Genomic DNA, 12,764 nt, shown 5'->3' on the forward strand with positions numbered 1-12,764 from the left:
TCCATCGTCGCAACTAAGCAGCGAATCGATTAGGTAATACGGTTTTGAGTAAATTAGCATTGCTACGCAATAAAGTCTCAGTAGTTTGCCAATTAATACATGAATCTGTAACCGACACACCATAAGCAAGCTCTGATAATGGCTTATTACTTGATTGGTTACCTTCATTTAGATGGCTTTCTAACATCACACCAATAATCGAACGATTACCTGCATGTATTTGATTAAACACATCCTCACAAACTAAGGTTTGTCTTGAGTAGTCTTTTGATGAATTCCCATGGCTGCAATCAATGATTAATCTGGCATTTAATTTTGATTGATGTAACTGCTCTTCACATTCAGCCACACTTTTTGCATCATAATTTGGTGCTTTACCGCCGCGTAGAATGACATGCCCATCCGGATTACCCGCAGTTTGCAGTAAAGAGACTTGTCCTTGTTGATTTATTCCCATAAATCTATGGCTACTTGCCGCTGATTGTAATGCATTAATGGCGACACCCAGTTTACCGTCGGTTCCATTTTTAAAACCAACTGGCATAGATAAACCTGAAGCCATTTCGCGGTGGGTTTGCGACTCAGTGGTTCTTGCACCAATGGCTGACCAGGTGACTAATTCAGACATGTATTGAGGACTAATTGGGTCTAATGCTTCTGTTGCGACAGGCAGCTCAAGTTCTGCAAGCCAGATCATCAACTCGCGAGCCATTCGAAGTCCTTTCTCAACATCGAATGATTCATTCATATCAGGATCATTAATAAGCCCTTTCCAGCCAACTGTCGTACGCGGCTTTTCAAAGTAAACACGCATTAGGATATAAAACTCGCCACTTAGCTCATCATGTAGTTTTTTAAGCTTTAGTGCATATTCTTTAGCGGCATCAATATCATGAATAGAACAAGGGCCAGTGACGATTAATACACGATTGTCACGTTTGTGAACGATATCAGCAACCGTTTTACGGGCATCCAATATGTACTGGCAAGCATGTTTAGAAAGCGGTAATTCCTTTTTAAGCTCGGCTGGTGTAACGAGGACTTTTTCAGAACTAATGTGGATGTTATTAATCGTATCTTGTTGCATGGCTATACTCACTTCTCAAATTTTTTATGCTTGTGTAACACACTGTGTATTGGGGGACGCCCCGAAAGTATCAGCGTAACGCTACACCATTACAAACTTGAGCTAACTATGCCTTGGATTTAGCCTATGATCAACCTATAAGTTTCAACAATTAAATTTTATTTTCCTTCTAAACACAAAAACCCGCCATAAAGGCGGGCTATTGTGCGAACACTGCATCTAATTTTTTTAAGCGGGTAACTAGTCTTACTTAGTTGCCAACTTTTCACGGATACGTGCAGATTTACCTGAACGATCACGTAAGTAGTAAAGCTTAGCACGACGAACACGACCGCGACGCTTAACTTCGATGCTAGCTACTAGTTTACTGTGCGTTTGGAAACCACGCTCAACACCTTCGCCATTAGAGATTTTACGTACTGTAAATGCAGAATGAAGACCACGGTTACGCTTAGCGATAACCACACCTTCAAACGCTTGAAGACGTTCTTTACTGCCTTCAACTACACGTACCTTAACTACTACTGTATCACCAGCACCAAATTCAGGTACATCTGTTTTCATTTGCTCTTCGTTGAGCATTTTAATGATGTTGTTCATATCTTACTCCGTTCTAGTAATAACTGGGCTTATGACTACACAGGTTTGTCTAAATCTTTGACAAACTCCGCTAAAAGAGTCTTTTGTTCGCCAGTCAGAGCTAGATTTTCAAATAATTCTGGTCGTCTCAAAAAAGTCCTACCAAGACTTTGTTGTGACCGCCAGAGTCTAATTTTTTTGTGGTCACCGCTTAAAAGCACTGCTGGTACACCGACACCATCTAAGTTTTCAGGGCGAGTATAGTGTGGGCAATCCAATAAACCATCAGAGAAAGAATCTTGCTCTGCTGACGCTTGCTTACCTAGTACACCAGGTACTAACCTTGCAACTGAATCGATTAAAGTCATCGCTGGTAACTCTCCGCCCGAAAGCACATAATCACCAATTGACCACTCTTCATCTATTTCAGATTGGATAATACGTTCGTCAACACCTTCGTATCGACCACATACCAACACCAAACTTGATGACTTACTTAACTCAGAAACGCCTTGCTGATCCAGCTTACGTCCCTGAGGTGATAAATAAATCACCTTCGCACCGTCACCTGCCGCAGCTTTCGCTGCATGAATAGCATCGCGTAACGGTTGCACCATCATCAACATTCCTGGACCACCACCGTAAGGACGGTCATCAACAGTATTGTGTCGATCATGTGTGAAATCACGAGGATTCCACGTTTGCAACTCTAACAAGCCGTTTTTCACGGCACGACCCGTAACTCCAAAGTCTGTAACAGCACGAAACATCTCAGGAAACAGGGTTACTACCCCTAACCGCATATGACGTACCTCGACTTAAAAGTCTGGATCCCAATCCACTATGATCTGTTTACTTTGCAAGTTCACCTCAAGGACGAACTGCTCAGGGACAAAGGGAATCATTCGCTCCGCTTTGCCAAAAGCATCTTTTACGTTAGCTTTAACAAGGAGTACATCGTTAGATCCTGTTTCCACGATCTGATCGACTTCACCCATGTTGTAACCTTTGGTATTAGTCACAGTACAACCAATCAAATCTCGCCAGTAGAATTCATCTTCTGACAAGTTTTGCATTTGGTCCGGCTGAATTGCAATCTCACAATTTGTAAGAGCTTGCGCATCCTCACGTGTATTTACCCCTTCAAGACAAGCAACTACTGCTTTACCTTGAAGACGCCACTGAGTGACCTTCACCTCACGCCATTCACCTTGTTCTTTTATGTACCAAGGAGAATAATCAAAAATACCTTCAACAGAATCGGTATAAGAAGTGATTTTCATCCAACCTTTAATACCATGACTAGAACCTATTTTGCCTAGTACGATGGGTTGTTGATTACTACTCATCTATTTATACCTTAACGCTATTAAGCAGCAACTGCTTTGCGAGCGTCTTTGATCAATTTTGCTACACGTTCTGAAGTCATTGCTCCAGTTGCAACCCAATGGTCAACACGGTCAAGATCTAAACGTAAAGTTTCTTCTTGGCCTTTAGCTAAAGGGTTGAAAAAACCAACACGTTCGATGAAACGACCGTCACGTGCATTGCGGCTATCAGCTACAACGATACTGTAAAATGGACGCTTTTTTGCGCCGCCACGAGCTAAACGAATGGTAACCATGCGTTTTATTCCTCTAATGATTTGCTAGAAGCAAAAATAAAAAACCGGGACTCCGTGTTCGCGAAGAGCCCAGTAGAAAGCCGCAAGATTTTACCTGACTTTTCAACTAATGCAACTAAATCCGTCGATTATTACATCGAAGGTTTAATCACCATATCAAGTCAAAATAAACCTAAGCGACTGTATTTGAATAGATACATATGAATAAAGAGTGTAATTAACGGCCCGGAAACTTCATTCCAGGAGGCATCATACCGCCCATACTGCGCATCATTTTCTTCATTCCGCCTTTACCAGACATCTTTTTCATCATTTTCTGCATTTGTGTAAACTGCTTTAAAAGACGATTAACATCTTGAATTTGCGTACCTGAACCTGCTGCAATACGACGTTTACGAGAACCTTTGATGATATCAGGGCGTTTACGTTCACCTGGTGTCATAGAGCTAATAATCGCTTCCATTTGGCCAGTCATTTTTCCATCTTGAACTTGAGCAAGCGCTTCAGGTGGCAGTTGACCTACACCCGGCAGCTTTTCAATCATGTTCATCATACCACCCATGTTCTTCATTTGTTGAAGCTGTTCACGGAAATCCTCTAAATCGAAACCGCCACCAGATTTAACTTTTGAAGCAAGCTTCATGGCTTTATCTTTATCTACGCCACGTTCTACTTCTTCAATTAATGAAAGAACGTCACCCATACCAAGAATGCGAGAAGCAATACGTTCAGGGTGGAATGGCTCTAGTGCATCAATTTTTTCACCGACACCTAGAAACTTAATAGGCTTGCCAGTGATGTTACGAATAGATAAAGCTGCACCGCCACGAGCATCACCATCAATTTTGGTAAGAATAATACCAGTTAATGGTAACGCTTCGTTAAATGACTTAGCCGTATTTGCCGCATCTTGACCCGTCATGGCATCAACAACAAATAATGTTTCTACAGGTTTTACTGCTGCATGAAGATCTTTAATCTCATCCATCATTGCTTCGTCAACATGCAAGCGACCTGCAGTATCGACAATAACAACATCAATGAATTTTAGTTTTGCGTGTTCAATCGCTGCTGTCGCAATATCAACAGGCTTTTGGCTTACGTCTGATGGAAAGAATTCAACTTCGACTTCTGCCGCTAAGGTTTCCAACTGCTTAATCGCCGCAGGACGATAAACATCGGCACTGACAACCAATACCGATTTCTTTTCACGTTCACGTAAAAACTTAGCGAGCTTAGCAACACTGGTCGTTTTACCAGCACCTTGTAAACCTGCCATCATTAATACAGCAGGCGGTTGACTCGCTAGGTCTAAAGCTTCATTCGCCTCGCCCATTGCGATTTCAAGTTCATTTTGGACAATTTTAATGAATGCTTGTCCAGGACTTAAACTCTTAGACACTTCTTGGCCAACAGCACGCTCTTTAACGCTGTTAACAAATTGGCGTACGACTGGCAAAGCAACATCAGCCTCAAGCAGTGCCATGCGCACTTCACGTAAGGTATCTTTAATGTTGTCTTCGGTTAAGCGACCACGACCACTGATATTTTTGAGGGTTCGTGACAGTCTGTCGGATAGATTCTCAAACATGCGCAGCTTTATACCTTAAACGATTCGATAATTGGCGCCTATTATACCCAAACTACTTCAAGAAGCGACATCGACCTGTGCGAACAGAATTGATATACGTCATCTTTAGTAAATAATTTACAGTTAAATGATGGAATCTGTTAAATTTTGAGCCTTAGGTCACTCCACTATTGGGTGGCGTTCATGTTAATCTTACATAACTTAATATGTGCTGATTATATATTTTACCAAACAGCTGCACTCATAACTTGATAGGTTTAATCCAGATGGTCATTTTCCCAGCTTCGGCTATGTTGTTTTATTGCGTTGCACTTATATTGGTAACAAGTCGGTTATTCCATGCCGAAGGTCCGAATAGAAAATTAGTTGCTATATTTGCATCGATTGCAGTTGTTCTTCACGGTATAGCGCTATCACAAACTATTTATACTGCAGATGGTCAGAATTTCAGTTTAACTAATGTGATTTCATTGGTTAATTGGATAATCGCATTCAGCTTTACGATTATCATGCATCGCTTAAAGGTCATCGTAGTCGTGCCTGTTGTTTATGCCTGTTCGGTCATTTCAGTTGCATTATTATGGTTAATACCACCACAATTCATTATTCACTTTGATGTTCATCCTGAAATTCTTGCTCATATTGTTTTATCGTTAATGGCATATAGTGCATTAATGATTGCCGCGTTATACGCGCTGCAATTATTGTTGATTCAGAATAAATTAAAAAACAAGAAAATGATTATGAGTCCTGGTATGCCACCACTGATGACAGTTGAAAAACAACTTTATCATCTGGTAACCATCGGACTTATTTTGTTGAGCTTATCTTTAGCGACCGGTTTCGTATTTTTAGACGATATGTTTGAAGATGGAAAAGGCCATAAAGCGATTTTATCGATTATGGCTTGGGTTGTTTACTGCGTAATGCTTTGGCAACATCATTCTGTTGGCTGTAAAATACGTACTGCGGTTATCTACACCCTATCAGGTGCGACCCTTCTATCTTTAGCCTATTTTGGCGCACGAATAGTTAAAGAAATCATTTTACGATAAACTCCGATTCTGGTAGTAGGTTTACTGCCAGACTTGACTCTTGTGACGAATGATAAATAATCATCATTCGTCTTTTTTAATTTTTATGCTTGGAGCCCTTCTTGGACGCTATTTCTACCAGCGCACTCCTTATCTCTCTATTGGTGTTAATTTGTATCTCAGCCTACTTTTCGGGTACTGAGACAGCCATGATGACCTTAAATCGATATCGCCTTCGCCATTTAGCTGCTAATGGCCATAAAGGTGCAATTCGAGCCTTAAAGATGCTAGAACGCCCTGATAGACTAATTGGCCTTATTTTAATCGGCAACAATCTCGTTAATATTTTAGCATCAGCCATAGCGACTATTATCGGTATGCGTTTGTTTGGTGATATGGGTGTAGCGATAGCAACTGGTGTGTTAACGCTAGTGGTACTTATTTTTGCTGAAGTCACCCCAAAAACCATAGCTGCCTTACATCCAGAAAAGATTGCATTCCCATCGAGCTTATTATTAAAAGCCTTACTCTCAGTGATGTGGCCATTAGTAAAAGTGATCAACTTAATCACTTCTGGTTTTTTAAGACTATTAGGTATTACTAATGTCAGTGTTAATGATGCATTAAGCCAAGAAGAATTACGTACCGTGGTACATGAAGCTGGCGCGCTAATTCCTCAGCGACATCAAGAAATGTTGTTATCGATATTGGATTTAGAAAAAGTCACCGTTGAAGACATTATGATCCCGCGTTCGGACATTTACGCCATCAATGTAAACGACGAATTTAAGTTAATTAATAAGCAGGTCACTCAGAGTCCGCATACTAGAGTATTGGTATACCGAGACAACATTGATGATGCTGTAGGCTTTATCCATTTACGCGATGCATTGAGATTACAGTCTAAAGAAGAGTTCAGTAAATCAACTTTACTTAGAGCAGTTAAAGAACTTTATTTCATCCCTGAAGGCACCCCTTTAACAGTACAGCTTGCAAACTTTCAGCAGAACAAAGAGCGCTTTGGCTTAGTTGTTGATGAGTATGGCGACATTCAAGGGCTAGTTACTCTTGAAGATATTCTAGAAGAAATTGTTGGCGACTTTACCACCTCAATGATTGCTACTGCTAGCGAAGACATCAGTGTTCAACATGATGGCAGTTACATCATAGATAGCGGTATTACCATTCGTGATTTGAACAAAGAATTGAAATGGGATTTGTCGATTGATGGTCCAAAAACCTTAAACGGTTTAATCATTGAGCACCTTGAAGACATTCCGTCTGCCAACACCCATATAAAGATCGGTCATTACGACATTGAAGTCATATCCGTTACCGACAATATGACTAAAACGGTAAGAGTCATACCTAGAGAAGTCACATCAGATATTATTATCTGAAACAAACAGCTAATAATTTACCAATAAAAAAGGCGCTACATGCGCCTTTTATTTTATTTAAAAATTTAGAACCTATTCACTTGAACCACGTTTTTTAGCTTCTAATGCTCGTCGTTTATCCCGCGCGATTGGCGTAATTTCTTCTTCAAGCTGTTTTCCAAAGCCAAGCATAAAATACAGTTCAGCCATTAAGAAAAAGGGGCCTATCAACAATTGATTTAAATCATCAACAAATGCCGGTTTCGCTTTTTCGTACTCATGACCAATAAATTGAATTATCCATCCGATAACAAATACTGCAATAGCAACAAGCCAGCCCGCCCCCTGTTGAGCGGCTATCGATGTTGTAATTAATACCGGAATAATAAATATAGTCAGCCCCAGCGCTAAGCCTTTATGCAAGATAAAGTAATACACCAAAATACCAAAAGCAAAAGCCGTGGCTACGTTCACGTTAATATAGAAATCCGGTAAAGATAATAAATTAACCGGTATAAAATTTAGCATCAAAAATGCCGCCCAAATGATTAAAGGCACGCCAACAAAGTGAGTTCTAATATTCTTTGGATTTAAATGGACACTCTTGTAGGTGGCTAACTGCTCTACTGCTGACTTCATATTCTTACCTTTATTCTTATTATGTGGTCATTTTGTTAATTAACGTTAACTTAACCTATAAGTTTTATCAAACTCAAGTGCCCTACGAAGTCATAATTGCTTTATCTTCTCACTTGGAAAAATAAGTTTGATCAAAAAAGGCGCCAAAGCGCCTTTTAATAAATGAACTAATGTACAAGATTGGGCAGGTGTTAAGACTCGACTATCACGGTGGCAACTGCATAATGTTGTTCATCAGCAATCGTTAGGTGACCATATTTAGCCCCCAACTTTTTAAGCTGGGTTAATGCACCATCAGTAAATCGGATTTTGGGTGCACCATTTTCATCATTATTGATATGTAGATGCTGAAATGAGACTCCACGGCCAATACCCGTACCTAAAGCTTTAGCTGCAGCCTCTTTAGCAGCAAATCGCTTAGCAAGGTATCGATGAGGCACTTTAGATGAAGCGTATATTTCAAACTCTGACGGCGTTAATACTCGCTTAGCTAACTTATCGCCTAAACGAGCATATTGCTGCTCAATTCGGTTTATCTCTACAATGTCTGTACCAATACCCACAATGGCCATTATTCGCCTCTACGACCTTCTAGCATCAATGTTTTCATATTTTTCACTGCCGTCGCTAGACCATCGATAGCTGCACGTGCGATAACAGCATGACCAATGTTTAATTCATACAATTCAGGGATGGCAGCAATGGGCTTAACGTTATGATAATGCAAGCCATGACCCGCATTAACGATTAATCCTTTACTGTGGGCATATTTTGCCATTTCAGTAATACGCGCTAGCTCTTTAAGTTGTGCGGCATCAGTTTCAGCGTCGGCATAACAACCTGTATGTATTTCAATATACGGTGCACCAGAAGTAACAGCTGCATCAATTTGTGCTTGGTCAGCATCAATAAATAATGACACTTTAATATTTTCAGCAGCTAACTTTGTTACAGCTTGCGTGATTTTTTCAAGCTGACCCGCTACATCTAAACCGCCTTCAGTAGTGAGCTCTTCTCGTTTTTCTGGGACTAAACAAGCGTATGCAGGTTTAACTTCACACGCTATCGCAATCATTTCATCGGTAACAGCAAACTCAAAATTCATTCGAGTCTTAAGGGTTTTAGCAAGCAGATAGACATCACGATCTTGGATGTGGCGACGGTCTTCACGTAAGTGAATAGTAATACCATCAGCGCCAGCATGTTCTGCTACTGCTGCTGCATGTATTGGATCAGGGTAACTGGTTCCACGAGCTTGACGAAGAGTGGCAATATGATCGATGTTAATTCCTAATAAAATTCCACTCATTGTGGCTCCTTAATTGTCAAAAATGACTCGGTAGTTAGCTAATATTAAATAACATTATAATGAGGGTATTCTAAAGTAAACAGAATGAATCAGACACAGATATAGATTAATATTTTGCAAATAACTTACGGCTAAGCAGAGGTTTACCACCTAATAACGGGGTTATGAGATAGCGCATCAATCCTTTAGCCTGGTTTAGACTATCAGGGCTTAATGCTTTTTGTTTCAATTCAATTAGCATTTGACCTGCCAATAAATGACGACTAGTCGTAAATTGGGCTGAAGCAGCTTGATTAACCACAGCGAAGCCTTCGTCAGCGATAAAACGGTAACTAGCGCCCTTATCTATTGCTTCGCCTAGGGTGTCATAATCAAGAGACGGTAATGCGCCAAGTTCAAGTAATAATTCCATCTCAAAGTAGCGTAAGTGACTTGAGGTGAATTCATGTGCTAATGCCATTAAACTACGATGATAATGTAAGAATAGCCCTTCAGCATGTTGGCCTGCATTCATGACTCGTACTAATAACTCATTGAGATACATAGCAGAGTACAAGCTTTCGGCTTTTAACGGTATAGAAGGCGCAGCAGGTTCTATCTGAGTAATAAACTTAAGAGACGATTCGAATGAATCTGATTTGGCATTAAATTGAAATATTAATGGCTGAAACGGTTGGATAATGCTTTTAAGGGATTTTTTGCCACTGCCAACCCTAACAAGTGCATCGACCCTGCCTACGCCATCAACTAACAGATTCACAATAACACTTGATTCTCTGTATGGCCGATGGTGCAGTATGTAACCTCTTAACATAGCAAGGTTACAATCTAAGTAGAGTTAAAGTCGCACAACACATAGGATTAATCTTCGCCGTAACCTAAGCTTCTTAACGCTCGCTCATCATCAGCCCAGCCAGATTTAACCTTAACCCAAACTTCTAAGAAAACTTTATTATCAAACAAGGTTTCCATATCGAGTCGAGCTTGAGTGGCGATAGTACGGATACGTTCGCCTTTATTGCCAATCACCATACGTTTTTGGCCCGTTCGCTCAACCAAGATTAACGCATTGATATGATAAATGCCGTTTTCCATCATTTTGAACTGTTCAATTTCTACTGTCGCATCATAAGGTAATTCGTCACCTAAGAAGCGCATCAGTTTTTCACGAACAATTTCAGATGCCATAAAACGTTGTGAACGATCCGTCACATAATCTTCTGGAAAGTAAAAAGGTGCTTCAGGTAATGACTCACTGGCTAAATCTAAAATTCGTTGAATGTTAGTGCCTTTGGTCGCTGATATAGGCAAAATCTCATCAAAATTAAACTTAGCAGATAACTTTTCTAGATAAGGAAATAATGACTCTTTATCTTTAATATTATCAACTTTGTTAATGGCTAGAACGGTTTTACGTTTACCGCTACCTTGCTCTAACTTCTTGAGTACCATTTCATCATCTTCGGTCCACGTCATACCATCAACAACAAAAACAACCATAGCAACATCAGCAAGCGAACTTGCTGCAGCACGGTTCATTAAACGGTTGATAGCGCGTTTTTCTTCAATGTGTAAGCCTGGCGTATCGATAAAGATGATTTGCTTAGCTTCATCGGTATGGATACCCATAATACGATGACGAGTCGTTTGTGGCTTTTTAGAGGTAATACTGACTTTCTGTCCAAGTAACTTGTTTAGTAAAGTAGACTTACCTACGTTAGGGCGGCCGACAATGGCGACCATACCACAATAGGTGATCTCATATTTTGCTGTAGCGGCTGGCGCAGCGCCATTCATCCTTGCCAATAGTTCATCTAAACTCGGCTCAACTGGTGAGTTCTCTGGCAAGTCTGTTTTGTTGGTCATTTATTAATAAGCTCCAATACCTGAGCAGCAGCTAGCTGTTCAGCTTTTCTTCTTGAAGTACTGACGCCTGTCACTACTTTATTTATTTCTGCAACGCGACATTCAACGGTGAATGTCTGGTTATGTGCCTCGCCTTTAACATCTGCAACATGGTATTCAGGCAACGGTTTTTTATAACCTTGAAGATATTCTTGTAAAATCGTCTTAGGATCTTTCTGGTTAATACCAGGTTTTATTTCCGCTAAACGTTTTTCATACCATGTCAGTAAGAGCTTACGACAAGTTTCAATATCGGCATCAATGTAGATTGCGCCAATAATGGCCTCTACTGCATCAGCTAAAATTGACTCACGTCTAAAACCACCGCTTTTAAGCTCTCCAGGCCCTAAGTATAGGTAGTCACCTAACTTAAATTCTTGAGCTATAACAGTTAACGTTTCGCCTTTTACTAAGGTTGAGCGCATACGGCTTAAATCACCTTCAGTGACTTTAGGGAACTGATGATAAAGTGCATCTGAAATAATAATCGACAAAATAGAGTCACCAAGGAACTCTAAACGTTCGTTATGTTTCGAAGCTGCACTTCGGTGCGTTAGCGCCTGTGTTAGTAAATCAACGTTTGTAAATTCATAGCCTAATGTCTGGCATAAACGCGGTAAGTTTTTTATTGGTTCCATTACTTAATCGCACCTACTCTGTCAAAACGTACATCAGTTGGTACCCATGTTGGTAACCAGCTACTGGCGGGACGTTCAAATTCAAAACTAATCCAAATGGCAACCGCTTTACCGACTAGGTTAGCTTCAGGAACAAATCCCCAAAAGCGGCTGTCGGTACTATTATCACGGTTATCACCGATAGCAAAATATTCACCTTCAGGAACAATAAATTCACCGACGGCAGTGCCAGCCTGGTCAAAAAAGTGTGTACTAAAATCCGGACGCGAAGGGTTAATCAAAATGTCATGTTCAACATCACCTAGCTGCTCTGTATAACGAGCTAAAGGCACGCCTTGCTGAGTAAACTCACCGCGATTAACACTGCTTAACGTAATTGCTTTTGCTGGTGGACAACTAGTTGAATCATCACACTTAGGCTGAATTAAAAACTGTTTATTTTGGTAAACAATGCGGTCACCAGGTAAGCCTATAACTCTTTTAATATAGTCTATACTTGGGTCTTCTGGATATTTGAATACAAAAACATCACCACGTTCTGGCTCGCCCGTTTCAATTAACTTGCTGCGCCATACAGGATCCCGAAGACCATAGCTGAATTTCTCAACCAAAATGAAATCACCAACAAGCAAAGTCGGTTTCATCGAACCTGACGGGATTTGAAAAGGCTCATAGATAAATGAACGCAGTATTAACACGAATGCGATAACTGGAAATATAGAATGAGCAAATTCAACAATAGTTGATTCACGCGTAATACTTTCTTTCGCTTCATCACTTAAATCTGATTGCTTTGCTTCTGCTAAGGCAAGGTTTTCACGTCGTTTAGGCGCGAATAACGTCGCATCGATTAACCAAATTAACCCACTTACAAGGGTTATAATGGTGAGAATAAGAGAGAAATGGGCTGCCATTAAAATTTAAGCTCCTGCCTTTAACACTTTCAAAAAATAGTTTAACGAATAAACCGCTCAACAAT

General features: G+C 40.3%; 15 protein-coding genes. 2 read left to right on the forward strand and 13 right to left on the reverse strand.

What is annotated here, in order from left to right; translation table 11 throughout:
- Window positions 1–13: 13 nt before the first annotated feature.
- The 6 genes from FPK91_RS07655 to ffh form a co-directional block, all read right to left on the reverse strand.
- Complete coding sequence (locus tag FPK91_RS07655; RefSeq protein ID WP_144210144.1) at window positions 14–1,087, reverse strand: 3-deoxy-7-phosphoheptulonate synthase; 1,074 nt, start codon at window positions 1,085–1,087, stop codon at window positions 14–16.
- A gap of 246 nt (window positions 1,088–1,333) precedes the next feature.
- A complete protein-coding gene (rplS, locus tag FPK91_RS07660; RefSeq protein WP_144210146.1) occupies window positions 1,334–1,687 on the reverse strand; it encodes a 50S ribosomal protein L19 in 354 nt (117 codons plus the stop codon).
- Window positions 1,688–1,722: 35 nt separating this feature from the next.
- A complete protein-coding gene (trmD, locus tag FPK91_RS07665) occupies window positions 1,723–2,469 on the reverse strand; it encodes a tRNA (guanosine(37)-N1)-methyltransferase TrmD (RefSeq protein WP_144210148.1) in 747 nt (248 codons plus the stop codon).
- A 15-nt stretch (window positions 2,470–2,484) separates the two neighbouring features.
- Window positions 2,485–3,015, reverse strand: coding sequence for a ribosome maturation factor RimM (gene rimM, locus FPK91_RS07670; protein WP_144210150.1), 531 nt, complete (start codon window positions 3,013–3,015; stop codon window positions 2,485–2,487).
- 20 nt (window positions 3,016–3,035) lie between these two features.
- A complete protein-coding gene (rpsP, locus tag FPK91_RS07675; RefSeq protein WP_144210152.1) occupies window positions 3,036–3,290 on the reverse strand; it encodes a 30S ribosomal protein S16 in 255 nt (84 codons plus the stop codon).
- A 217-nt stretch (window positions 3,291–3,507) separates the two neighbouring features.
- Window positions 3,508–4,881: a signal recognition particle protein gene (gene ffh / locus FPK91_RS07680; RefSeq protein WP_144210154.1), complete on the reverse strand. Its 1,374-nt coding sequence runs from the start codon at window positions 4,879–4,881 to the stop codon at window positions 3,508–3,510.
- 266 nt (window positions 4,882–5,147) lie between these two features.
- Between ffh and FPK91_RS07685 the strand changes: the two genes are divergently transcribed.
- A complete protein-coding gene (locus tag FPK91_RS07685; RefSeq protein ID WP_144210156.1) occupies window positions 5,148–5,936 on the forward strand; it encodes a cytochrome C assembly family protein in 789 nt (262 codons plus the stop codon).
- A gap of 101 nt (window positions 5,937–6,037) precedes the next feature.
- Window positions 6,038–7,315 carry an HlyC/CorC family transporter gene (locus tag FPK91_RS07690; protein WP_144210158.1) on the forward strand — a complete coding sequence of 426 codons (1,278 nt, stop codon included), beginning with the start codon at window positions 6,038–6,040 and terminating at the stop codon, window positions 7,313–7,315.
- A gap of 72 nt (window positions 7,316–7,387) precedes the next feature.
- On the opposite strand, the gene FPK91_RS07695 is transcribed toward FPK91_RS07690, so the two are convergent.
- The 7 genes from FPK91_RS07695 to lepB all read right to left on the reverse strand — a co-directional run bounded on the left by FPK91_RS07695 (window position 7,388) and on the right by lepB (window position 12,699).
- Complete coding sequence (locus FPK91_RS07695) at window positions 7,388–7,933, reverse strand: Mpo1 family 2-hydroxy fatty acid dioxygenase (protein ID WP_144210160.1); 546 nt, start codon at window positions 7,931–7,933, stop codon at window positions 7,388–7,390.
- 191 nt (window positions 7,934–8,124) lie between these two features.
- Window positions 8,125–8,505 carry a holo-ACP synthase gene (gene acpS / locus FPK91_RS07700; protein WP_144210162.1) on the reverse strand — a complete coding sequence of 127 codons (381 nt, stop codon included), beginning with the start codon at window positions 8,503–8,505 and terminating at the stop codon, window positions 8,125–8,127.
- Window positions 8,505–9,242, reverse strand: coding sequence for a pyridoxine 5'-phosphate synthase (pdxJ, locus tag FPK91_RS07705; protein WP_144210164.1), 738 nt, complete (start codon window positions 9,240–9,242; stop codon window positions 8,505–8,507). Before pdxJ ends, acpS begins: the two co-directional genes overlap by 1 nt.
- A 106-nt stretch (window positions 9,243–9,348) precedes the next feature.
- Window positions 9,349–10,056 carry a DNA repair protein RecO gene (recO, locus tag FPK91_RS07710; RefSeq protein WP_144210166.1) on the reverse strand — a complete coding sequence of 236 codons (708 nt, stop codon included), beginning with the start codon at window positions 10,054–10,056 and terminating at the stop codon, window positions 9,349–9,351.
- 47 nt (window positions 10,057–10,103) lie between these two features.
- Window positions 10,104–11,108, reverse strand: a complete 1,005-nt coding sequence (era, locus tag FPK91_RS07715) for a GTPase Era (protein ID WP_144210168.1) — start codon at window positions 11,106–11,108, stop codon at window positions 10,104–10,106.
- Window positions 11,105–11,785, reverse strand: a complete 681-nt coding sequence (gene rnc, locus FPK91_RS07720; RefSeq protein ID WP_144210170.1) for a ribonuclease III — start codon at window positions 11,783–11,785, stop codon at window positions 11,105–11,107. The genes era and rnc overlap by 4 nt, the downstream gene beginning before the upstream one ends.
- Complete coding sequence (lepB, locus tag FPK91_RS07725; protein WP_144210172.1) at window positions 11,785–12,699, reverse strand: signal peptidase I; 915 nt, start codon at window positions 12,697–12,699, stop codon at window positions 11,785–11,787. Before lepB ends, rnc begins: the two co-directional genes overlap by 1 nt.
- Between the last annotated feature and the right edge of the window lie 65 nt (window positions 12,700–12,764).

The organism is Shewanella donghaensis (assembly GCF_007567505.1).
Classification (GTDB): Bacteria; Pseudomonadota; Gammaproteobacteria; order Enterobacterales; family Shewanellaceae; genus Shewanella; species Shewanella donghaensis.

What these genes read in the sequence shown, in the direction of transcription:
- FPK91_RS07655 (WP_144210144.1), bottom strand. Translation starts at nt 1,087, where the DNA reads ATGCAACAAGATACGATTAATAACATCCACATTAGTTCTGAAAAAGTC.
- rplS (WP_144210146.1), bottom strand. Translation starts at nt 1,687, where the DNA reads ATGAACAACATCATTAAAATGCTCAACGAAGAGCAAATGAAAACAGAT.
- trmD (WP_144210148.1), bottom strand. Translation starts at nt 2,469, where the DNA reads ATGCGGTTAGGGGTAGTAACCCTGTTTCCTGAGATGTTTCGTGCTGTT.
- rimM (WP_144210150.1), bottom strand. Translation starts at nt 3,015, where the DNA reads ATGAGTAGTAATCAACAACCCATCGTACTAGGCAAAATAGGTTCTAGT.
- rpsP (WP_144210152.1), bottom strand. Translation starts at nt 3,290, where the DNA reads ATGGTTACCATTCGTTTAGCTCGTGGCGGCGCAAAAAAGCGTCCATTT.
- ffh (WP_144210154.1), bottom strand. Translation starts at nt 4,881, where the DNA reads ATGTTTGAGAATCTATCCGACAGACTGTCACGAACCCTCAAAAATATC.
- FPK91_RS07685 (WP_144210156.1), top strand. Translation starts at nt 5,148, where the DNA reads ATGGTCATTTTCCCAGCTTCGGCTATGTTGTTTTATTGCGTTGCACTT.
- FPK91_RS07695 (WP_144210160.1), bottom strand. Translation starts at nt 7,933, where the DNA reads ATGAAGTCAGCAGTAGAGCAGTTAGCCACCTACAAGAGTGTCCATTTA.
- acpS (WP_144210162.1), bottom strand. Translation starts at nt 8,505, where the DNA reads ATGGCCATTGTGGGTATTGGTACAGACATTGTAGAGATAAACCGAATT.
- pdxJ (WP_144210164.1), bottom strand. Translation starts at nt 9,242, where the DNA reads ATGAGTGGAATTTTATTAGGAATTAACATCGATCATATTGCCACTCTT.
- recO (WP_144210166.1), bottom strand. Translation starts at nt 10,056, where the DNA reads ATGTTAAGAGGTTACATACTGCACCATCGGCCATACAGAGAATCAAGT.
- era (WP_144210168.1), bottom strand. Translation starts at nt 11,108, where the DNA reads ATGACCAACAAAACAGACTTGCCAGAGAACTCACCAGTTGAGCCGAGT.
- rnc (WP_144210170.1), bottom strand. Translation starts at nt 11,785, where the DNA reads ATGGAACCAATAAAAAACTTACCGCGTTTATGCCAGACATTAGGCTAT.
- lepB (WP_144210172.1), bottom strand. Translation starts at nt 12,699, where the DNA reads ATGGCAGCCCATTTCTCTCTTATTCTCACCATTATAACCCTTGTAAGT.